The 22,264-nt window shown below is 64.6% G+C and carries 18 protein-coding genes; 11 read left to right on the top strand and 7 right to left on the bottom strand.

What is annotated here, in order from left to right; all coding sequences use genetic code 11:
• Nucleotide 1: 1 nt before the first annotated feature.
• Nucleotides 2–2,695: a preprotein translocase subunit SecA gene (secA, locus tag MLD63_RS12590; protein ID WP_255330256.1), complete on the bottom strand. Its 2,694-nt coding sequence runs from the start codon at nt 2,693–2,695 to the stop codon at nt 2–4.
• 214 nt (nt 2,696–2,909) lie between these two features.
• Here secA and MLD63_RS12585 point away from each other — a divergent pair, with 214 nt between their 5' ends.
• The 10 genes from MLD63_RS12585 to MLD63_RS12540 all read left to right on the top strand — a co-directional run bounded on the left by MLD63_RS12585 (nt 2,910) and on the right by MLD63_RS12540 (nt 13,801).
• Nucleotides 2,910–3,902 (top strand): peptidylprolyl isomerase, encoded by a 993-nt coding sequence (locus MLD63_RS12585; protein ID WP_255330255.1) that lies wholly within the window; start codon nt 2,910–2,912, stop codon nt 3,900–3,902.
• Between the two features lie 19 nt (nt 3,903–3,921).
• Nucleotides 3,922–5,247 (top strand): bifunctional glutamate N-acetyltransferase/amino-acid acetyltransferase ArgJ, encoded by a 1,326-nt coding sequence (argJ, locus tag MLD63_RS12580; RefSeq protein ID WP_255330254.1) that lies wholly within the window; start codon nt 3,922–3,924, stop codon nt 5,245–5,247.
• A gap of 17 nt (nt 5,248–5,264) precedes the next feature.
• On the top strand, nt 5,265–5,663 hold the full coding sequence (gene mutT / locus MLD63_RS12575) for an 8-oxo-dGTP diphosphatase MutT (protein WP_255330472.1): 399 nt from the start codon (nt 5,265–5,267) through the stop codon (nt 5,661–5,663).
• 121 nt (nt 5,664–5,784) lie between these two features.
• Nucleotides 5,785–5,913 (top strand): hypothetical protein, encoded by a 129-nt coding sequence (locus tag MLD63_RS12570; RefSeq protein ID WP_255330253.1) that lies wholly within the window; start codon nt 5,785–5,787, stop codon nt 5,911–5,913.
• 155 nt (nt 5,914–6,068) lie between these two features.
• Nucleotides 6,069–6,851: a histidinol-phosphatase gene (gene hisN, locus MLD63_RS12565; RefSeq protein ID WP_255330252.1), complete on the top strand. Its 783-nt coding sequence runs from the start codon at nt 6,069–6,071 to the stop codon at nt 6,849–6,851.
• A gap of 45 nt (nt 6,852–6,896) precedes the next feature.
• Complete coding sequence (mgtE, locus tag MLD63_RS12560) at nt 6,897–8,330, top strand: magnesium transporter (RefSeq protein WP_255330251.1); 1,434 nt, start codon at nt 6,897–6,899, stop codon at nt 8,328–8,330.
• Nucleotides 8,327–8,881 (top strand): 5-formyltetrahydrofolate cyclo-ligase, encoded by a 555-nt coding sequence (locus MLD63_RS12555; protein ID WP_255330250.1) that lies wholly within the window; start codon nt 8,327–8,329, stop codon nt 8,879–8,881. Before mgtE ends, MLD63_RS12555 begins: the two co-directional genes overlap by 4 nt.
• A 472-nt stretch (nt 8,882–9,353) precedes the next feature.
• A complete protein-coding gene (locus MLD63_RS12550; protein ID WP_255330249.1) occupies nt 9,354–12,992 on the top strand; it encodes a vitamin B12-dependent ribonucleotide reductase in 3,639 nt (1,212 codons plus the stop codon).
• A gap of 14 nt (nt 12,993–13,006) precedes the next feature.
• Nucleotides 13,007–13,243, top strand: a complete 237-nt coding sequence (locus MLD63_RS12545; protein ID WP_255330248.1) for a hypothetical protein — start codon at nt 13,007–13,009, stop codon at nt 13,241–13,243.
• 210 nt (nt 13,244–13,453) lie between these two features.
• Nucleotides 13,454–13,801: a VOC family protein gene (locus MLD63_RS12540; RefSeq protein WP_255330247.1), complete on the top strand. Its 348-nt coding sequence runs from the start codon at nt 13,454–13,456 to the stop codon at nt 13,799–13,801.
• A gap of 267 nt (nt 13,802–14,068) precedes the next feature.
• Here the strand turns inward: MLD63_RS12540 and MLD63_RS12535 are convergent, their stop codons facing one another.
• Nucleotides 14,069–14,683 carry a sulfotransferase family 2 domain-containing protein gene (locus tag MLD63_RS12535; RefSeq protein WP_255330246.1) on the bottom strand — a complete coding sequence of 205 codons (615 nt, stop codon included), beginning with the start codon at nt 14,681–14,683 and terminating at the stop codon, nt 14,069–14,071.
• A gap of 108 nt (nt 14,684–14,791) precedes the next feature.
• On the opposite strand from MLD63_RS12535, the gene MLD63_RS12530 reads away from it, so the two are divergent.
• On the top strand, nt 14,792–16,642 hold the full coding sequence (locus MLD63_RS12530) for an ABC-F family ATP-binding cassette domain-containing protein (protein WP_255330245.1): 1,851 nt from the start codon (nt 14,792–14,794) through the stop codon (nt 16,640–16,642).
• Here the strand turns inward: MLD63_RS12530 and MLD63_RS12525 are convergent.
• From MLD63_RS12525 to MLD63_RS12505, 5 genes are read right to left on the bottom strand one after another with little or no spacing between them, the layout of a single operon-like run.
• Entirely contained in the window at nt 16,639–17,598 is a 960-nt protein-coding gene (locus tag MLD63_RS12525; protein WP_255330244.1) for an NAD-dependent epimerase/dehydratase family protein, read from the bottom strand. The genes MLD63_RS12530 and MLD63_RS12525 overlap by 4 nt on opposite strands.
• Nucleotides 17,556–18,314, bottom strand: a complete 759-nt coding sequence (locus tag MLD63_RS12520) for a phosphoadenylyl-sulfate reductase (RefSeq protein WP_255330243.1) — start codon at nt 18,312–18,314, stop codon at nt 17,556–17,558. Before MLD63_RS12520 ends, MLD63_RS12525 begins: the two co-directional genes overlap by 43 nt.
• 13 nt (nt 18,315–18,327) lie before the next feature.
• Nucleotides 18,328–19,488 carry an NAD-dependent epimerase/dehydratase family protein gene (locus tag MLD63_RS12515; RefSeq protein ID WP_255330242.1) on the bottom strand — a complete coding sequence of 387 codons (1,161 nt, stop codon included), beginning with the start codon at nt 19,486–19,488 and terminating at the stop codon, nt 18,328–18,330.
• Between the two features lie 21 nt (nt 19,489–19,509).
• Nucleotides 19,510–20,250, bottom strand: coding sequence for a glycosyltransferase family A protein (locus MLD63_RS12510; protein ID WP_255330241.1), 741 nt, complete (start codon nt 20,248–20,250; stop codon nt 19,510–19,512).
• On the bottom strand, nt 20,237–22,168 hold the full coding sequence (locus MLD63_RS12505) for a glycosyltransferase family 4 protein (protein WP_255330240.1): 1,932 nt from the start codon (nt 22,166–22,168) through the stop codon (nt 20,237–20,239). The genes MLD63_RS12510 and MLD63_RS12505 overlap by 14 nt, the downstream gene beginning before the upstream one ends.
• Nucleotides 22,169–22,264 lie beyond the last annotated feature (96 nt).

The following is a 22,264-nucleotide window of genomic DNA, read 5'->3' as shown; positions in this document are numbered from 1 at the left end:
CCTAGATCGCCCCGTGGCAGTGCTTGAACTTCTTGCCCGATCCGCAGGGGCAGGGATCGTTGCGCGACGGATTGCCCCAGGTCGCCGGATCGCTCTCGTCGAAGCCCGGCGCTTCGGCCGTCACCTCGCCGCCCGGTGTCGCCTCGGCTTCGGGCTTCGCCTCGGCCGGTGCCTGCTGCTGTTTCGTCACCTTGGCCATCATCTCGGCGCGTTCGGCCTCGGTCAGCGGCCGGATCCGTGCGAGCTGCTGCGTCACGTCGCCCCGCAGCCCGTCCAGCAGCGATTCGAACAGCTGGAAGCTTTCGGTCTTGTACTCCGACAGCGGATCGCGCTGCGCGTAGCCGCGGAACCCCACAACCGAGCGTAGATGTTCCAGCGTCACCAGATGGTCGCGCCATTTCTGGTCGATCATCTGCAGCAGGACCTGCTTTTCGATCTGGCTCATCGTCTCGGCGCCGAAACCCTGCGCCTTTTCGGCCATGTAATCGTCCGACGCCTTTTCGATCCGTTCGGCCATCAGTTCCTGATCGACGCCTTCCTCTTCGGCCCAATCGGCCAGCGGCAGATCCATGTTCAGGCGTTCGCGAACGGCCTCGCGCAGCCCCTCGATATCCCACTGCTCGGGATAGGAACGGGGCGGCATGTGCGTGTCGATCAGGTCGTCGATCAGCTGATGGCGCATGTCGGCGGCGACTTCGCCGACTTCGTTCGTCTCCATGATCTCGCGGCGCTGGCTGAAGATGGCCTTGCGCTGGTCGTTCATCACATCGTCGAATTTCAGCAATTGCTTGCGGATGTCGAAGTTGCGCGCCTCGACCTTGGACTGCGCGCGCTCAAGCGACTTGTTCACCCAGGGGTGAACGATCGCCTCGCCTTCCTTCATGCCCAGCGTGGACAGGACCTTGTCCAACCGTTCGGACCCGAAGATGCGCATCAGATCGTCATCGAGCGACAGGAAGAACAGCGACCGGCCCGGATCGCCCTGCCGGCCCGAGCGGCCGCGCAGCTGGTTGTCGATCCGACGGCTTTCGTGACGCTCGGTCGCCAGCACGTAAAGGCCACCGGCCTCCAGCACCTTGCGCTTGTCCTCGGCATGCTCCGCCTCGATCCGGGCGCGCAACTCGTCGGGATTGGCCTCGGGGTCCGCCTTCAGCGCCTCCATCACCTTCATCTCGACATTGCCGCCCAACTGGATGTCGGTGCCGCGACCGGCCATGTTGGTGGCGATCGTGACCATGCCGGGCTTGCCCGCATCGGCGACGATCTGGGCTTCGGCCTCGTGCTGGCGGGCGTTCAGGACGTTGTGCGCGATCCCGGCCTTCTTCAGCATCTCCGACAGCATCTCGGATTTTTCGATGCTGGTGGTGCCGACCAGCATCGGCTGGCCCTTGGCGTTCGCTTCCTTGATGGCCTCGATCACGGCGGCGTATTTCTCGGCCCCCGTGCGATAGACGCGATCATGTTCGTCCTGGCGCGCGATCGGACGGTTGGTCGGCACTTCGACCACGCCGAGCTTGTAGATCTCGGCGAATTCCTCGGCCTCGGTCGCGGCGGTGCCGGTCATCCCGGCAAGCTTGTCGTAGAGCCGGAAGTAGTTCTGGAAGGTCACCGATGCCAGCGTCACGTTCTCAGGCTGGATCTTCACGCCTTCCTTGGCTTCGATCGCCTGATGCAGGCCGTCCGACAGGCGGCGGCCCTTCATCATCCGGCCGGTGAATTCGTCGATCAGCACGATTTCGTCATCGCGCACGATGTAATGCTGGTCGCGCAGGAACAGCTTGTGCGCGCGCAGCGCCTGGTTGGCGTGATGGACGATCGTGGTCGATTCCGGATCGTAAAGCGTCTGGCCTTCGGGCAGCACGCCCGCATCCGACAACAGTCGCTCCAGAACGTCGTTGCCTTCTTCGGTGAAGGTCGCGTTGCGCGATTTCTCGTCCAGCTTGAAGGCTTCTTCAGCAAGCTGCGGGATGAACTGGTTCAGCGTCACGTAAAGCTCGCTGCGGTCCTGCGACGGACCCGAGATGATCAGCGGCGTCCGTGCCTCGTCGATCAGGATCGAGTCGACTTCGTCGACGATCGCGAAATTGTGGCCGCGCTGGACCATTTCCTCGATCGAGCCCTTCATGTTGTCGCGAAGGTAGTCGAAGCCCAGCTCGTTGTTGGTGGCGTAGGTCACGTCTGCGGCATAGGCCGTGCGTTTTTCAGCCTCGGGCTGGAACGGATAGACGACGCCAGTGGTCAGGCCGAGCTGCGAAAAGACCTTGCTCATCCATTCCGCGTCGCGCTTGGCCAGGTAGTCGTTGACCGTCACGACATGGACGCCCTTGCCCGACAGCGCGTTCAGGTAGGCCGGGAAGGTCGCGACCAGCGTCTTGCCTTCACCCGTCTTCATCTCGGCGATGTTGCCCTGATGCAGGAAGATCCCGCCCAGCAACTGCACGTCGAAGGCACGCAGGCCAAGCGCACGCCGCGCGGCCTCGCGGCAATTGGCGAAGGCTTCGGGAAGCAGTGCATCAAGGCTTTCACCGCCCTGGGCACGCTTCTGGAACTCGCGCGTCTTCTCGACCAGCGCCTCGTCGGACAATCCGCTGAACTGGTCCTCAAGGGCGTTGATCTGCGCGACCAGAGGGCGGGTCGTCTTCACCTTGCGGTCGTTCGGCGTGCCAAAGACCTTGCGTGCCAATGCTCCGAGCATCTTACCTTCACATCATTGCGAAAAGGCGGTGGCCCTCGGACCACTTGTCCGTCCCCTCGGTCCACCGTATCAGGGTCGGGATCGAAAAGCGGCGGGTGCGCCTTGATTTCGGTTGCGCCGGATGTATGCGCGCCCCGTCAGACTGTCAACGCTCGGGCCCTTGCGGAGAACGCCGCGGAACCGCCCCGAGCCACGGACAAGACAAGGATCTTCCATGCTGAAACGCTTCCCCCTCGCCGCCTGCCTGATGGCGGGCACCGCGCTGATCGTGCCGGCCCTGCCGGCCGCCGCACAGGATGCCGGAACCGTCGTCGCGACCGTGGACGGCACGCCGATCACGCTGGGACAGATGATCGCCATGAAGCGGGGCCTTCACGATCAGGCAGCCGCCGAACTGCCCGACCGGGCGCTGTGGGACCTGATGCTGGATCAGATGGTTCGCCAGACCGCCGTCGCCAATGTGGGCGAGAATGAGATCGACGCAGGCGACGTCGCCGCACTGGAGATCGAGCGTCGCGCCTATCTCGCCTCGGCCGCGCTCGAACGGCTGGCCTCGGAAGAGCCGACCGACGAAGAAGTGAACGCCGCGTACGAAGCCGCCTTCGGCGAGGCTGCCCCGCAGATGCAGTATTCTGCTGCTCATATCCTGGTCGACAGCGAAGAGAAGGCCAAGGAACTGAAGGCGGAACTGGACGGTGGCGCGGATTTCGCGACGCTGGCCCAGGAAAATTCGTCAGACAGCAGCGCGCAGAACGGCGGCGATCTGGGGTGGTTTTCGCCCGAACAGATGGTGCAGCCCTTTGCCGACGCCGTCGTCGCGCTGGACAAGGGCGCGGTATCGGAGCCCGTGCAAAGCGATTTCGGGTGGCATATCATCAAGTTGAACGATTCGCGGCAGATGGAGGCCCCGAAGCTTGAAGAGATCCGTCCGCAGTTGATCCAGCAGATCCGCCGCGAAAAGGTCGATGCCGAAATCCAGAGCCTCGTGACGGCAGCCAGTGTCGATCGCGTCGAGGGGCTGGACCCGTCGCTTTTGACCCGTGTCGAGCTTCTGGACGCCCCTGCGGGTGACGCCCAGCCTGCGGCCGAGGATGAGGCCGCGGCATCGGCAGAAGAAACGGCGCAGCCCGAGGGCGAGGCCGAAGCAGCGCCCGCGACCGACGCCGAGATGGCGCCGGCCGAAGGCGAAACCGAACAGGACGGCTGACAGGGGAACCCGCACGGCGATGGCGAAGGACGTCAAGAAGAAGAAGGGCAAGGCCAAGCTCAAGGCCATACGCACCGAGATGAAGGCAGCTTCGGTTCCGAAGAAGCCTCACGTCTCTCCGCTTGCGCCCGAGGCATTTCCCGACCTGCCGGTGATCGGCGGTCTGTCCTTCGCCAGCGCTGCCGCCGGGATCAAATATGCCGGGCGCACCGACGTCACGCTGATGAGCGTGGCGCCCGGCGCATCGGTCGCGGGGGTCTTCACCCGCTCCGCCACGCGCGCGGCCTGTATTCTCGACAACCAGGCCAAGCTGCGCGGTGCGCAGGATGCCAGCGCCGGGGCCGCGATCATCGTGAACTCGGGCAATGCGAACGCCTTCACGGGCGCGCGCGGGCTGGAATCGGTGCGCGCCGTCACCGGCGCGGTGGCCGAGGCGATGGGGCTGCCGGAAACGCGAGTCTTTTCCTGCTCGACCGGCGTGATCGGCGAGCCGCTGCCGCATGACAAGATCGTGCGCGCGGTCGACAAGCTGGTGGGCGGCCAGGACGGGGCCGGCATCGCCGCCGCCGCCAAGGCGATCATGACCACCGATACCTTCCCCAAGGGCGCATCGGCCGAGATCGCGGGCGATGGTGGTCAGGTCCGCATCGCCGGGATCGCCAAGGGATCGGGGATGGTGGCGCCGGATCTTGCGACGATGCTGGTCTACATCTTCACCGATGCCGCGATCGCGCCCGATCTGCTGCAGCGCCTGCTGTCCAAACTGGTCGGCGACACGTTCAACGCGATCACCGTTGACAGTGACACCTCGACCTCGGACGCGCTGTTCCTGGTGGCGACGGGTGCTTCGGACGCGGCACCGATCACGGATCTGCGCAGCAAGGCGGGCCGTGCCTTCAACGATGCGCTGCGCGGCGTGATGATGGAGTTGGCGCATCAGGTCGTTCGCGACGGCGAGGGCGCGACGAAATTCGTCGAGGTGCGCGTGACCGGGGCCGCGAGCGCCGCCGACGCGCGCCGCGTCGCCTCGGCCATCGCCAACTCGCCGCTGGTCAAGACCGCCATCGCGGGCGAGGACGCAAATTGGGGCCGCATCGTCATGGCCGTCGGCAAGTCCGGCGCCAAGGCAGATCGCGACCGGCTGACGATCCGCTTCGGCGACATCGTGGTGGCGGAAAAGGGCTGGCGCTCACCCGGCTACGACGAGGCGGTGACCAGCGCCTACATGAAGCGCGACGAATTGATCATCGCCGTCGATCTGGGGCTGGGCAAGGCCGCCCGCACGATGTGGACCTGTGACCTGACCCACGGCTACATCGACATCAACGCCGATTACCGCTCCTGATGGCGGACGTCCCGTCGCTGAAGACCGTGCTCGTCGCGGCGGTCGCGCTGATCGACCGCGACGGACGCGTCCTGCTGGCGCAGCGTCCCCCCGGCAAGCAGATGGCGGGCCTGTGGGAGTTTCCGGGCGGCAAGGTCGAACCCGGAGAGACGCCCGAGGCCGCCCTGATCCGCGAGTTGCACGAGGAACTGGGGATCGAGACCTGGCGCTCCTGCTTTGCGCCGCTGACCTTCGCCAGCCACGCCTATGCCGACTTTCACCTGCTGATGCCGCTCTTTGCCTGCCGCAAGTGGGAGGGGATCGTTCAGCCGCGCGAAGGCCAGACGCTCAGATGGGTGCCGCCAAGCGAATTGAGCGCGTATCCCATGCCCGACGCAGATGTGCCTTTAATTCCGGCACTTCGGTTGTGGCTCTGATGTCACAAAAATTAATCAATTGGGCGGGAACCTGCCGAAATGAACAGTTCAGACTTTAATCTAGATGCTTGCATCACCGTTTCGTGTGCATTCTGACCCTACAGGTAGAAGGTGATCGATCATGATTCGCACAATTGTCATCGGAAGCTGCGTTTTTGTTCAGGGCCTGTTCGAAAGGCAGATTGCGAACGGCGATATCGTCGTGCGGGTCGGCTCGCAGACCTTTACCGGTCGGCCCGTCAACGGCTGACTCGACTTTAACGCCTCACAGACCCAACCCACACACCCAGACCAACAGGGGACGCTGTCGTGGCGTCCCCTTTTCGCATCGGGCGGCATGCGTCCTTCGCTGGCCTGTCGCGTGCCGCCGCGCTAAGGACGCCGCAACCGACAGGGGGACGCTGGATGCAGGACCGGACCGCGATCATCGACACCGCCCACGCGCTGGCCGACGCCGCACGCGACGCGATCCTGCCGCATTTCCGTACCCGGCTCGGCACCGATAACAAGCTTGCCGGGGGCTTCGATCCTGTGACCGAAGCCGACCGCGCGGCAGAGCGTGCGATGCGCGACATCCTTGGCCAGCGCCGCCCCGACGATGCGATCCTGGGCGAGGAATACGGAACGCAGCCCGGCACCAGCGGGCTGACCTGGGTCCTCGATCCGATCGACGGGACCCGCGGTTTCATCTCTGGCACGCCGACCTGGGGCGTCCTGATCGGGGTCGCCGATCACAGCGGTCCGGTCTATGGCCTGATCGACCAGCCTTACATCGGCGAGCGTTTCGAAGGTGGCTGGCGCCGCGCCTCTCTGACCGGCCCGCGGGGCGTGAAGCCGCTCGCCGTGCGCGACACGGGCGATCTGGCGCAGGCGACGCTGATGACGACGTTCCCCGAGGTCGGCACGACCGACGATGCCGCCGCGTTCCGACGCGTCGCCGCGCGCGTCCGGCTGACCCGCTACGGGATGGATTGCTACGCCTACGCGCTTCTTGCCCTGGGCCATGTCGATCTTGTGATCGAGGCGGGGCTGCAGCCCTACGACATCGCGGCCCCGCTGGCCGTGGTGCAGGCTGCGGGCGGTATCGTGACCGACTGGCAAGGCGGCAGCGCCGCTTCGGGCGGGCGCGTCATCGCCGCCGCGACCCCGGCGTTGCACCGCGCCGCGCTGGACCTGTTGAACGGCTGAACGCTCTCGCCTATGGGGGTCTGGACCCCAGCCCCCGAGGTGCGCATGACCGACGATCCCCGCCAGCCAGACGCTGATCCGGTCGAAAGCGCCACGCCCGTCCCCCAACCCGAGCCGGAGGACGACGAGGACGACGAGTTCCTGCCGCGACCGGAACTGCTGGACCGCATCCACGCCGCCATCGAGGCCGAAGACGCCGAGACGCTGGAACAGCTTCTCGAGCCGATGCATGCGGCCGACATCGCCGACGTCATCGAGCGTCTCGCCCCGGCCGAGCGTCAGACCTTCCTGCGCCTCTACTCGATCGAGATGGACGGCGAGATCCTGTCCGAGATCGACGAGGCGATCCGCGACGAGGTGATCGAGGCGCTGCCGCGCGAAGTGGTGGCCGAGGCCGTCCGCGAGATGGACAGCGACGATGTCGTCGATCTGGTCGAGGACATGGACGACGAGGATCGGGCCGAGATCCTGTCCGCTCTGGATGCCGAAGATCGCGCCGCAGTTGAACAGTCGCTGACCTGGCCCGAATATTCCGCCGGCCGCCTGATGCAGTCCGAGGTGGTGACCGCGCCCGAACACTGGACCGTGGGCGAGACGATCGACTTCCTGCGGGCAGAGGAATGGCTGCCGGAACAGTTCTATCACATCATCCTGGTCGATCCCCGCCGCCACCCGCTGGGCTACGTCGCGCTCGGCCGCCTTCTGTCGTCGCCGCGCACGACGAAGCTCGCCGACCTGACAGAGGACAGCTTCCGCACCATCTCGGCCGATTCGGACGAAGGCGATGTGGCCTACGCTTTCAACCAGTATCACCTGATCTCGGCGCCGGTGGTTGACGACGACGACCGGTTGGTCGGCGTCATCACCATCGACGACGCGATGTCGGTGCTGGACGAGGAACACGAGGAAGACATCCTGCGCCTCGCCGGCGTCGGCGAGGAATCGGCGATCACCGACACCGTCATGGAAACGCTGTGGCAGCGGCTGCCCTGGCTTGCCGTGAACCTTGCGACGGCAATCATCGCATCGCTGGTGATCGCCTTGTTCGAGGATACGATCGGCGCGGTGGTCGCGCTGGCGGTCCTGATGCCGATTGTCGCCTCGATGGGCGGCAATGCCGGCACCCAGACCCTGACCGTTGCGGTTCGGGCGCTCGCCACCAAAAGCCTCAGCGGCAAGAACGTCTGGCGGGTTGTCCGGCGCGAGGCGATCGTGGGCCTGATGAACGGCCTCGCCTTCGCCGTCGTCATGGGGCTGGTGGCATGGATCTGGTTCGGCGGCGTGTCGCTGGGGGCGGTGATCGCCATCGCCATGGTGGTGAACCTGGCGATCGCGGCCCTGGCGGGCATCCTGATTCCCCTGGGTCTGGAAAAGGTCGGTGCCGATCCCGCGCTCGCGTCGGGCACGTTCGTCACAACCGTGACCGATGTTGTCGGCTTCTTCGCCTTCCTGGGTCTCGCATCGGCGGTGCTGCTATGAGCGGCGCTGCGCCGGACAAGGCCGCCCTTCGCGCGCAGGCATTGGCCGCACGCGGCCAAGGCGGCGACCAAGAGGCGATCGACCGTCGCCTGATCGAGGTGCTGACGCCGTTCGCCGGCCAGATTCTCGCCGGCTACTGGCCGATCAGGGACGAGGCGGACCCGCGCCCCGCCATGCGCGCGCATGACGGTCCGGTCTGCCTGCCCGTCGTGCCGGGGCGTGACGTTCCGCTGATCTTCCGGGCCTGGGATGGCGGCGAGCTGGAACGCGGTTCGCTCGGCACCGCGCACCCGCCCGAATCGTGCGAAGAGATGACACCACGCGTGTTGATCGTGCCGATGGCCGGCTTCGATCGCGCGGGCCAGCGGATCGGCTACGGTGGCGGCTATTACGACCGAACCCTGTCGCTTTTGCGCGGCATGGGCCCGGTCGCCGCGATCGGTTGCGCCTTCGCGGTGCAAGAGTTGCCGCACATCCCCGCCGGCCCCTATGACCAGCCGCTGGACATGATCGTGACGGATCGGGGCGTTATCCGCGTTGGTCGGGACTAAATCACCTCCACCAGATCTTGTGTCGTGCAGGTCACAGCCGCGCAACCACGGCGTGATTGCGTGCCCCGGTGCTACAATCCGGGGGATAACTCTGTGGACGGCGCCAGACGCCGGCCGCTAAGTGCAGACAAAACATCAAGATAACTGTTTCTTAACGAAAAATTAACGTCTCTTAACCAGCTATGGCGGCGCGGTCAGGGTAGGCTCGATGCCCTCCTGTCAAGCTGGAATTTGAGCCGGCTTGGTTAAAAAATTGCTTGCACGGTGGATCACGACGCGTCAGGTTGTGTGACACGGCACAGGCGCACACTATATCTGGTGTCACCCAGATCGCGCGGCAGAGCCACGGTATCAATCTCCCGATCGGATCAGGCAGCGCCTGAAACGACCCCGTCTGTGCGGGCCTGATCGGGACGTGTGTGCGACAGCAAACACCCGGGCAACGGGAACAGGGACAGAAGGGGCAGCGACCATGAAGATCGAACGGCGTTTCACCACCGACGCAACCGGCGCGTATGGCGAGATCGAGTTCCGCACCACCACCAGCGAGATCCGCAACCCCGACGGCAAGCTCGTCTTCCAGAACGAGAACGTCGAGGTCCCGAAGGGCTGGAGCCAGGTCGCCTCGGACGTCATCGCGCAAAAGTACTTCCGCAAGGCCGGCGTTCCCACGGCGCTGAAGCGCGTGCGTGAAAAGGGCGTGCCCGAATTCCTGTGGCGCTCGGTCCCCGACGAAGCCGCGCTGGCCAAGCTGCCCGAGGCAGAGCGCTACGTCGGCGAATCGAGCGCGCGTCAGGTCTTCGACCGGCTGGCCGGCGCCTGGGCCTATTGGGGCTGGAAGGGCGGCTATTTCTCGACCGAGGCCGATGCAAGCGCCTATTACGACGAGATGCGCCACATGCTGGCGCGCCAGATGGCCGCGCCGAACTCCCCCCAATGGTTCAACACCGGCCTGCACTGGGCCTATGGCATCGACGGCCCGTCGCAGGGTCACTTCTACGTCGATTTTCAGACCGGCAAGCTGGTCAAGTCCGACAGCGCCTACGAACACCCCCAACCCCATGCCTGCTTCATCCAATCCGTCAGCGACGATCTGGTGAACGAGGGCGGAATCATGGACCTGTGGGTCCGCGAAGCGCGCCTGTTCAAATACGGCTCGGGCACCGGGACCAACTTCTCCAGCCTCCGCGCCGAGGGTGAGAACCTGTCGGGCGGCGGCAAATCGTCAGGGCTGATGGGCTTCCTGAAGATCGGTGACCGCGCGGCGGGCGCGATCAAGTCGGGCGGCACCACGCGCCGCGCGGCCAAGATGGTGATCTGCGACATGGATCACCCCGACATCGAAAGCTTCATCAACTGGAAGGTCATCGAGGAGCAGAAGGTGGCATCGCTCGTCGCCGGCTCGAAGGCGCATGAGCGCGGGCTGAACGACATCTTCGCCGCCATCAAGGCATGGGACGGGTCAATCGAAGACGCCACCGATCCCGCCAGAAACGAGGCGCTGAAAGGCGCCATCCGCGCCGCCAAGCGCGCGATGATCCCGGAAACCTACGTCAATCGCGTGCTGCAATACGCCCGCCAGGGCTTCGACAGCATCGAATTCCCGACCTACGACACCGACTGGGACAGCGAAGCCTATGTCACCGTCTCGGGCCAGAACTCCAACAACTCGGTCCGCGTGACCGACAGCTTCCTGTCGGCCGTGCGCGACGACGAGCCGTGGGAACTGGTGCGCCGCACCGACGGCAAGATCGCCCGCACCGTCAGCGCCCGCGAACTGTGGGACCAGATCGGCCATGCCGCCTGGGCCTGTGCCGATCCCGGCATCCAGTTCCACGACACCGTCAACGCCTGGCACACCTGCCCGGAAGACGGCGCGATCCGCGGCAGCAACCCGTGCAGCGAATACATGTTCCTCGACGACACGGCCTGCAACCTCGCCTCGATGAACCTGCTGACCTTCTACGCGGACGGCAAGTTCGACGCCGACGCCTATGTCCACGCCACCCGCCTGTGGACCGTGACGCTGGAGATCAGCGTCCTGATGGCGCAGTTCCCGTCCAAGGAGATCGCGCAGCGCAGCTACGATTACCGCACGCTGGGACTGGGCTACGCCAATATCGGCGGCCTGCTGATGAATATGGGCCTCGGCTACGACAGCGCCGAAGGCCGCGCGCTCTGCGGTGCTTTGTCGGCGATCATGACCGGCGTCGCCTATGCCACCTCGGCCGAGATGGCGTCCGAACTCGGCGCCTTCCCCGGCTACAAGCGCAACGCTGCCCACATGCTGCGCGTGATCCGCAACCACCGCGCCGCCGCCCATGCCACCGGCAGCTATGAGGCCGTGAACGTGAACCCGGTCGCGCTGGACGCCGCGAACTGCGCTGACAAGCGCCTGGTCGCGATGGCGCGCGAGGCCTGGGACGAGGCGTTGCGCCTTGGCGAACAGCACGGCTTCCGCAACGCGCAGGCCACCGTGATCGCCCCCACCGGCACGATCGGTCTAGTCATGGATTGCGACACGACCGGGATCGAGCCGGACTTCGCCCTGGTCAAGTTCAAGAAGCTCGCCGGCGGCGGCTATTTCAAGATCATCAACCAGTCGGTTCCTGCCGCGCTCGACACGCTGGGCTACGGCTCGGCCCAGATCGAGGAAATCGTGGCCTATGCCGTCGGCCACGCCTCGCTCGGCAACTGCCCCGGCATCAACCGGACCGCACTGGCCGGCCACGGCTTCGGCGCCCGCGAGATCGAAAAGGTCGAGGCGGCGCTTGCCACCGCCTTCGACATCCGCTTCGTCTTCAACCAGTGGACGCTGGGCGAGGAATTCTGCCGCCAGACGCTCGGTATCCCCGAGGCGAAGCTGAACGATCCGACCTTCGACCTGCTGCGCCATCTCGGCTTCACCAAGGCGCAGATCGACGCGGCCAACGACCATGTCTGCGGCACGATGACGCTGGAAGGCGCCCCGCATCTTCGCGAGGAGCATTACCCGGTCTTCGACTGCGCGAACCAGTGCGGCAAGCGCGGCCGTCGCTACCTGTCGGTCGACAGCCACATCCACATGATGGCCGCGGCGCAATCCTTCATCTCGGGCGCGATCAGCAAGACGATCAACATGCCGAACTCGGCCAGCATCGCCGATGCGCTGGCAGCCTATGAGCTGTCGCACAGCCTCGGCATCAAGGCCAACGCGCTCTATCGCGACGGCTCGAAACTGTCGCAGCCGCTCGCCTCGGCGCTGATCGAGGACGATGAGGAAGCCGAGGAAACGCTCGCCACCGGCAGCCCGCAGGAGAAAGCTGCCGTCATCGCCGAGAAGATCGTCGAACGGATCATCGTCAAGGAGATGGTGCGCCACCACCGCGAAAAGCTGCCGCAGCGCCGCAAGGGCTATACCCAGAAGGCGATCGTCGGCGGTCACAAAGTCTATCTGCGCACCGGCGAATACGACGACGGCAAGCTGGGCGAGATCTTCATCGACATGCACAAGGAAGGCGCGGGCTTCCGGGCGATGATGAACAACTTCGCCATCGCGGTCTCGGTCGGCCTGCAATACGGCGTGCCGCTGGAGGAGTTCGTGGACGCCTTCACCTTCACCCGGTTCGAGCCGGCGGGGATGGTGCAGGGCAACGACAGCATCAAGAACGCGACCTCGATCCTGGATTACGTGTTCCGCGAACTGGCCGTCTCCTATCTCGACCGCACCGACCTGGCGCATGTGAAGCCCGAAGGCGCGAGCTTCGACGAGCTGGGCGAGGGAGAAGGCGAAGGCCGCCCGAACGTCACCCCCGTGACCGAACAGGCCGAGTTGAAATCGCTGACCATGCTGAAGCAGATCAGCAGCGCCGGCTACCTGCGCAAGCGTCTGCCGCAGGAACTGATGGTCCTGCAGGGCGGCGCCTCGGGCACGGCGATGGCCACCGGCATGGCGGAAAGCGCGGCGAGCTTCGAAAGCGCCGTCGTCGCCACCGTGATCGACCCCCGCGCGAAAGCCAAGATGCAGGGCTACGAAGGCGATCCCTGCGGCGAATGTGGCAACTACACTCTGGTCCGCAACGGCACCTGCATGAAGTGCAACACCTGCGGCGGGACGTCCGGGTGTAGCTGAGGATAGGAGCTGGTATGAGTATTGGAGTGCTGATCGAGGGCAGCAGCGACGTCAGCTTCACGGACTGCGATATAATGGCGGAACAGCCGATGGTTGTTAGAAACTCGACGCGCATAACCTCCATAAGAACGAAGCTGCATCAGGCTCCTGCGCCAAGCAGAAGCTCTGTATCGATCGCCAAAGGCGCTCTTAAGGGGTCGGTGTCAGCGGTGGCGGTCGCTTCGGGTATCAAGAATATTTTGTTCGGTTGAAGCTCAATCTGCAGTTTGTCAGGCCCAAGTCGCGTGGGCGTTCCTCCTCCGGTCCGCGCGCCTATCGCAGCAGCAGCGAACGCCCGCCAGAAGGCGAATGCCTGACACCGACCCCCGCCATGTGGCAGCATGGCGGGGGCGCCTTCGTTCGGACGGGTCGTGGAACCGACCGGCGTCGCCCACGGTTTGATCCGAAACGGAGACGCTGGCATGCGAATCGAGACCGTCTTCATCAACTTGAACGCCAACGACTTCAACGGCCTCTCAGGCTGGTGGGCGAGGCTCTTGGATCGGCATTGGGATCGAGAGCCGATGCCCACTTGCCGCGAATGGGATCTGCGCGAAGGGGTTCTGTTTCAGGTCCTCGACAACCCCGGGCAGACCGCGCCGGGAACGGTCACCCTGCGGATCGCGAACCTCGATCACAGGATCGCGGTCCTGCGGGATGCCGGACTGACGATCCCCGACCCCGTCGCGGTCGAGGGGTTCGACACCCTGCGCTTCTGCCAGTTCCAGGACCCCGAGGGCAATGTGGTCGGTCTGCTCGAAGGGGAGTGACGCGTCCGCCCGCCCCACAGGTCGATCTCATCCGTCCCGAAATATCCCCGCCGGAGGCTCCCGCCCCGCCGCACCGTGCAACGACGGTTAAGGAAGCCCGAACCGCACGTTCGCAGCCTGTGTACAGGTTGTGTACAGCCTGTATACGCGCGGTGTACGGGTTGTGACGCGTCAGACCCAGCAAACGCTGGCTTGGATGGCGGTCCGGCTGTTGCGCTGTTGCGCCCCACCGCACGCTGCCGTTGCGGCGAAAATCTTCACGCTTTCTTAACGCCTCTTCTCATAGCCGAACTCGGCGAAGTCCCTCGCATAGACCTCCTCGACCCGCAGGCGGTCGCTCAGATCCCACTCGACCGTCACATCACCGCCACCGGTCTTCAGGTCGTGCGGCACGCTTTCCGGCGCAGGAAGACCCAGCCGTCCCGCGACCGTTGCCAGCGCCGTGTCCAGCCCGTCCTCCAGCCGGAATACCTCGACGCGGCCGCCATGAAACTCCCATTGCGGACGCAGATGGTTGTCCAGAATCCAGCGATTGCCGGCCATCTGATCCAGCTGCGCCTCCAGCCAGTGCGAGAAGCTGGGCCACATCCGCACGAAGCTTGCGGCGTGAATGGCCGCGCGCATCCGGTATTCGCTGGCGATCCGATCATAGGGATTGCGCACGATCATGAAGGCATGATCGAAATAACCTCGCCCGAACAGGATGTTGAAATCCGACATCCGAAGATGCTGGGGCGTGCATTTCATCGCCTTGGGGATCTGCACCTCATGGAACCGCAGCGGCGCGAGCGTGCGCATCCACCCCTCGACGCTGGTGCCGCCGGTCTTCGGCACGTGGATGAACAACAGGCGGCGTTTGTCTTCCAGCTCGACAAAGGGCATCGGGTTCCGATCGGGAAAAGGGCGTCTTGTCCGGTCTAGCCGCTGCCAGCGCCGCTGATCAAGCGCCTGCCATTGACGCCACACGCCCTTTCAGCCATCCACCCGCGCATGCTGCGCATCGATGACATATCCTTCTCGATCCAGGGCCGGCCGCTTTTCGAACAGGCGCAGGCCACGATTCCCACCGGCCACAAGGTCGGTCTCGTCGGCCCGAACGGCGCCGGCAAGACGACGCTGTTCCGGCTGATCCGGGGCGAGCTTGCGCTCGACGGTGGCAGCATCGGTCTGCCGGCCCGCGCCCGCGTCGGCGGCGTCGCGCAGGAAGCGCCGGGCACCGACGTCAGCGTTCTGGATACGGTTCTGGCCGCCGATACCGAACGTGCGGACCTGCTGGCGGAATCCGAGACCGCCACCGATCCGCACCGCATCGCCGAGATCCAGACCCGCCTCGCCGATATCGACGCCTGGTCGGCCGAGGCGCGGGCGGCCTCGATCCTCGTGGGTCTGGGCTTCTCACCCGAGGATCAGGCGCGGCCAAGCCGGGACTTCTCGGGCGGCTGGCGGATGCGCGTCGCGCTGGCTGGCGTTCTGTTCGCGCAGCCGGACCTGCTGCTGCTGGACGAACCGACCAACTATCTGGACCTCGAAGGCGCGTTGTGGCTGGAAACCTATCTGTCGCGCTACCCGCATACCGTCATCGTGATCAGCCACGATCGCGGCCTTCTGAACCGTGCCGTCGGTCACATCCTGCACCTCGAGGATCGCAAGCTGACGCTCTATACCGGCGGCTACGACGGCTTTGCCAAGCTGCGGGCCGAGCGTCGCGCCCTGCAAGCGTCCGAGGCAAAGAAACAGCAGGCCCGGCGCGACCATCTGCAAAGCTTCGTCGACCGCTTCCGCGCCAAGGCCAGCAAGGCCCGGCAGGCGCAGGCGCGCGTGAAGATGCTGGAAAAGATGACCCCGATCACTGCTCCGGAAGAGGCGAAGTTCCATCGGTTCAGCTTCCCCCAGCCCGAAGAGCTGTCGCCGCCGATCATCGCGATGGATGACGTGTCCGTCGGCTACGGCGACCGCGCTGTGCTGCGCAAGCTCGACCTGCGAATCGATCAGGATGACCGTATCGCGCTGCTGGGGCGGAACGGGCAGGGCAAATCGACGCTGTCGAAGCTGCTGGCGGAACGCCTGACGCCGATGGGCGGAAACGTCACTCGCGCCAACAAGCTGCGCGTGGGCTACTTCGCCCAGCACCAGGTTGACGAGCTGCATCTGGACGAGACGCCCTTGGACCACATCCGAAGCCTGCGTCCGAACGAGGCGCCAGCGCGGCTGCGTGCGCGGCTCGCCGGTTTCGGCCTGATGGAGGCGCAGGCCGAAACCAAGGTCGGCCAGCTTTCCGGCGGCCAGAAGGCACGGCTGTCGCTGCTGATCGCGACCATCGACGCGCCGCATCTTCTGGTGCTGGACGAGCCGACGAACCACCTCGACATCGAAAGCCGCGAGGCGCTGACCGAGGCGCTGAACGACTACACCGGCGCGATCGTGCTGGTCAGCCACGACATGCATCTGCTGGGGTTGGTCGCCGACCGTCTGTGGCTGGTCAGCGAGGGAAACGTCGCCCCGTGGGAGGGCGATCTGGACGATTATCGCCGCTTCCTGCTGCAAGGCGACGGTGCGGAGAAGCCGCGCGCGCAGACACCCTCTGCACCCGCGAAGCGACCGTCCCGCGATGCTCTGCTCGCGCTGCGGGCCGAAGTGCGCAAGGCGGAGGACCGGGTCCATAAGCTGGATGAGATGCTAGGCAAGCTGGCTGCGAAGCTTGCCGACCCGAAGGTCTATTCCGACCCGGCCGAAGCCGAACGTTGGGGCAAGAAGAACATCGAAGCGCGCGAGGCGATGGCCCGCGCTGAAAACATCTGGGTGAAGGCGCTGGAAAATCTGGAAATGGCGGAGCGCGCCTAGTCCAAACCGGCGTCGTGGTCCCAGACCGCTTGCATCGCCTGTTTAAGTCCCGTCGTGGCGCGCCAACCCAAGTCGCGCTCGATCCGGGTCGTATCCAACACGACATAGGACGGATCGGCGGGACGCGCCGGGCGGCGGTCGACCGGAATGTCATGCCCGGTGATCCGTTCCGCGATGGCATGAACCTCGGCAATCGAGTGACCCTGACCCGACCCGACGTTCCAGACCTTGCCCAGGCTCGCCAACGGGTCGTCCAGCGTCATTCGGATGGCGCGGCTCAGATCCTCCACCGGCAGAAAGTCACGCACGACCGAGCCGTCGCCCAGCATGGGGAAAGGCTGTCGCGCGCGCGCCGCGCGAAACAGCGCGCCGACGACGCCTTGCGCCCTGTTCGACTGCCAGCGCCCGATCGGGTTGGATGGCCGCAGGATTGTCGCGCGCAGGCCACGTGCGCGGGCCAGGAACTCGATGCCTGCCTCTGCCATCTGCTTGCCCATGCCGTAGGGCGATAGCGGGCGCAACGGCTGATCCTCACGGATGCGACCTGTCGCGGGAAGCTGTCCGTAGACCGAACCGCCCGAGGACAGATAGACAAGATGTGCGCCAGCGCTTGCCGCATGGTCTGCCGCCCAGATCAGCGGTTCCAAGTTCAACGCGGGTTCATCCCAGGGCCGCCCGGGATTCGAAGCCGGCGTGGTCTGTCCCGCCGCCCAGATCACGGCCCTGGCCTGCGAGAAGATCGGATCCGGCTCGGCCATCAGGTCTTCCAGCCGGATCGCCGGAGCGTCGGGTGCGTGGCGTTCCAAAAAGCCCATCTCGGGGCTGCGCGAGATCACCGTGGCGGTGTGCCCGGCGCGACGCAGATCCAGCAGGATGTGCTTTCCGATGAAGCCGGTGCCGCCAAAGATCAGGATCATCGCCGCACCATCCTGCCGTTCTGGAAATGGATGCCGCATTCGGTCTTGTCGCTGTCCTTCCAGCGGCCAGCGCGCGCATCCTCGCCTGCTGCGACCGGTGCGGTGCAGGTCTGGCAGCCGATCGACGGGTAGCCCTGCGCCACAAGCGGATGCGGGGGAAGGTCATGCGTTCGGGCGTGGTCGGCCAGCCGCGCGGCGTCCCAGTCCCACAGCGGATTGAATTTCAGCTTGCCGTCCTGCGCCTCGAACATCGACAGGCTGGCGCGGCTTGCTGCCTGGTGCCGCTTGCGACCCGTCGCCCAGGCATTGAAATCGCGCAGAGCGTACAGCATCGGCAACGTCTTGCGAACATGGCAGCACAGATCGGGGTTGCGCGACCACAGGTCGCCGGTCGGATCGTCGGCGCGGATTGCCGCCGGTGCCGGTGTGATCGACCGGACATCCGTCAGGCCAAGCCGAGCCGCCAGCGCGTCGCGGTAGGCGAGGGTTTCTGCAAAGTGACGCCCGGTATCGAGGAAGATCACCGGCACGCTGGGGACCACCTCGGCGAACAGGTGCAGCAGCACCGCCGAGTCCGCGCCGAAGGACGACACGACCGCCAAATCGCCCAGCAAGTGCTCGGTCATGACGGTCGCGATCGCCGCTGGTGCAGCGATACCATCAAAACGAGCGTTTAGCGCGGCGACGCGGTCCTGGTCCTCCAGCGAGCGGCTCGTGCGGACCGCACCGTCGCCGCCGGTCGTGCCTCCGTTCACCGCCGCGCGCGCCTCAGCTTCGCCAGTTCGAGACGCAGGGGATTTTCTCGCGGTCGCAACGGTCGGCGTATTTTGCCGCGATCTCGCGCACTTCGCCCATCAGCCCCTCTTCCAGCGTGATCGGCTTCAGACCCAGCCCAAGGAAACGGTCGTTCGCGACATGGAGGTCGTTCTCGTCCGCCTCGTTGCGCGGGTTGTCGAGGAAGGCGATCTCGGCCCCGGTCTGGTCGGCGATCATTTTGGCCAGATCGCGGACGCGGTGGGTTTCGGTCATCTGATTGAGGATCGACACCCGTTCGCCCTTCTTGGGCGGGTTCATCACCGCCAGTTCGACACAACGGCACGTGTCCTGGATGTGGATGAAGGCGCGTGTCTGCCCCCCGGTCCCGTGCACGGTTAGCGGATATTCCACCGCCGCCTGCATCAGGAAGCGATTCAGCACGGTGCCGTAATCGCCGTCATAGTCGAAGCGATTGATCAGCCGCTCGTCCTTGCGCGTCTCTTCGGTCTGGGTGCCCCAGACGATGCCTTGGTGCAGGTCGGTGATCCGGACCTTGTCGTTCTTGTTGTAGTAATGGAAGAACAGCTGATCCTGCGTCTTGGTCATGTGGTAGATCGAGCCGGGATTGGCGGGATAGAGGATTTCCTGCTCGCTTTCGCCGTGCTCCGTGTCGACCTTTACCTTCAGGTAGCCTTCCGGGATCTTCATCCCTGCGGTGCCGTATCCGTACACGCCCATCGTGCCGAGATGGATCAGGTGGATGTCCTGCTTGCTCTCGACGATAGCGGCCAGCACGTTGTTGGTGGCGTTCAGGTTGTTGTCCACCGTGTACCGCTTGTGCCAGCTCGACTTCATCGAATAGGGCGCGGCCCGCTGTTCGGCGAAGTGGATCACCGCGTCGGGCCGTTCCTCGGTGAACATCGTCAGCAGCCGATGGTAGTTTTCTGCGACATTCAGGTCTTCGAACCGGATCTCGTTACCCGAGACTTCCTTCCAAGCACGCAGGCGCTCACCCATGGGGCGGATCGGGGTCAGGCTGGAGACTTCCAGTTCGACGTCGATCTTCCGGCGCGACAGGTTGTCGACGATGATGACGTCATGGCCGCGGGCCGACAGATGGAGTGCCGTGGGCCAGCCGCAAAAGCCGTCGCCGCCGAGAACGATGATCTTCATGGAGGGTCGATCCTTCTGGATTCAGGTGAAGTGCTTGTAGATGGGGTGCGAATAGGACGCCATAGGCGTGCGCCGGAAGCGCGAACGGTTGCCGGTCGCCCGGAGCGTCTGGCTATCTTTTTGACGTCGCTTGAAGATGACGGTGTCGGGAACGACCTTGTGGCGGATGCCGTTTCCCAGCGTTACGACGTTGAAGTGCCAGTCCTCGAACGCCCAGCCGTTCTGGATGTCGCGCAGGGCGTAGGGATGCGCCTCGTGAATACTCCGGTCGCACATCGCCAGCGCGTCCCAGTAATTGTGCAGGCGGATATGATCGATATCGAAATCCGGACTGTCCTGATCGATCTGACGAAAGATCGTCGCCTGACCTTCGAAGAAATAGTTGAATTCGGGATGCGCGATCACGCCGGCATCTCCGATCTCGTCCAGAAACCGGCTTGCGCGGACCAGCCAGCTTTCCTGGAACAGGTCGTCTGCATCCAGCATCGCGATCCATCGTCCATCTGATTGCGCGACCGCTGCGTTGCGCGCGACGCCCTGATCGCCTGCATCAACCTCGACCTCGATGGTCGCGCCATCCGCATGCGCCTTGAACACGCGACGGGTCAGGTCATCCGGGCGGTCCAACACCAGGATAGGTTGAACCGAGATCCCCGCAGATGTCGCCGCGGCAACCGCCGCCTGCATGCTGCGGAGAGAGGCGACGGCCAACCGCCCTTCGCGATGGCCAGAGACGATGACGCTCAGATCAGGTCCGGCCATCTGCAGCCTCATCGATTTCGTCCATGAATTGCGCTACAGCCGCGTCGTAGGCGTCGCGTGCAAACATCTCCTGTGCCTTGTCAAAGGCGGCGCTGGCACGCAGGCGCGCAGCATCAGGGTTGGAAAGAGCTTCGGCGACCGCGGCGACGTAGCCTTCGACGTCATCAGGGCTCTCGATCAGCCAGCCGGTATCACTTGCGATGACTTCGGACAGACCGCCAACATCGGGCGCGATGACCGGCAGTCCTGAGCGGATCGCATCCAGCACGATTGTCGGCATGCCGTCCCATTGTGCCGTGTAAAGGAACAACCCGTATCCTTTGCCAGCAACATCATCGAAGCGGTCGAATTCACCCTGCAGGGTAAGGTTCGGGATGCCGCGCAACTGCTTTTCCAGACCTGCATCAAGCACAGCGCGCCCATACACGTCGAATTCGACATCGGGGCAGGCAAGCGCTACCGCGCGCAGGACATCGGGACGCTTTTGCCGGTCGAAGCGTCCCGCCCAAAGAACCCGACGCCGACCGCATTCCGCACGCGGCCTGAACGCGCCCCCGGCACCGTCCATCGGCGTGCGCAGGGTATGAACACTTCCCAGGTCACCGCCGGTCAGGCCGAAGCGGGTCGAGACATCCTTTGCCAGGTGCCCGGCATCGCAAGCGATGGCATCCATCCAGCCGACACAGTCACGCAACCACTGGATCGGGTAGCCGACTCGGTTTCCTGCCAGCGTCTCTTCCCAAGTGAACAGATATGTTCCGATCGCAAGTTCCTGCCGCAATTGCCGGCCGTAGGTCGTCAATGCATTCCAGAACAGGCGGCTGTTGACGTTGACGACCGCCTTCGCTTCGACTTCGTAAATCAGATCGAGCAGCACCGCGATCCTGGCCGGTTCGGCAACCGGTCCTGTCCAGAACTCTGCCAACCTGACGAATTCGCATTCTTCCGGAAACCATTCGGGATGTTCGAGATCGTTCAGGTCGGTGAGCACGACCAACACACGCTTGCCAGTCCGTGTGCGCGACAGTGCAGACACGAACTCACCCGCGACGCGTGCCGCGCCTGACATTCGAACATGCGGAATAACCACGACATAGTCGAAGCGCTGCCCGGCAAAGCGTTGACGCAGCGTGCGAACTGCCGCGCGTGCATCTGCTGAGTGGATCAGCGGCGAGTTCGCGACCCGACGACCTTCGGGCAAGGCCACAAGCGGGTCGAGCGCTATCGCGCGACGCAGATCGCCGGTCAGGGCGCCATCGCGAAACCGCTCCACAGCTTCCGCGCTGACGACATCGGCCCAGACCCGCGATGGCTCGTTCTTCCCGTGACGCAGGTAGTGAACAAAGGGGTTGAGGTCGGGATATTTCCGCAGGTCCGCATTGCCCTGCAGATAATAGCTGGTCGAGAAGCGCGGCGAAGGGTCGAAACCCAATTTCCAGCCGACGGTCAGGTAATGCGTCGTCGGTGACAAGCCGCTGGTTGCAACTGCAGGATATCGCTCGAGGTACCATGATTCATCCATCGCTTGGCGGACGAGTTCGACATCCGCGTCGCTGGGCATTTTGTTCGTCGAGGCGTCTTTGCCGCGGTTTGCGGAACCTTCTTCACGGATCGCGGGGACCGGAAGAGGCTGCAACTCTGTCCTGTGCAGCACACCTGACGTGATCGCATGTGTCAGCGGGTTGCCTCGCAACGGATCGTAATGAGGCGTTTGTCTGCGATAGTCCTCGAGTGAGAAGTTGGGACTTGGATCGCGACCTTCCATCCATCCCCAGCGAAGGAAATGGTGCAGCGGGTCTGCCCCGCTGCGGGCAACATCCGCGTTCTGTTGCAGGTAATAAACACGATCGAAGTAAGGGGCGCAGATTTGAGCCTCGCGCCACTCGCGCAGCCGGTTCAGGACCCGCAAAATCGACATGGCTCGAGTTGGTTCCGCTTCAGTTCACTGCGAAGCTTGGTCGAGCCCGCGTAAGTTCGATGGCGGTTTGTTCCAGCCGTCGGATCTTGTCAAGCA

The organism is Paracoccus albicereus, assembly GCF_024359525.1.
Lineage (GTDB): Bacteria > Pseudomonadota > Alphaproteobacteria > Rhodobacterales > Rhodobacteraceae > Paracoccus > Paracoccus albicereus.
Note: the sequence above shows the minus strand (reverse complement) of the source record. Positions and strands in the feature narration are given on the sequence as shown.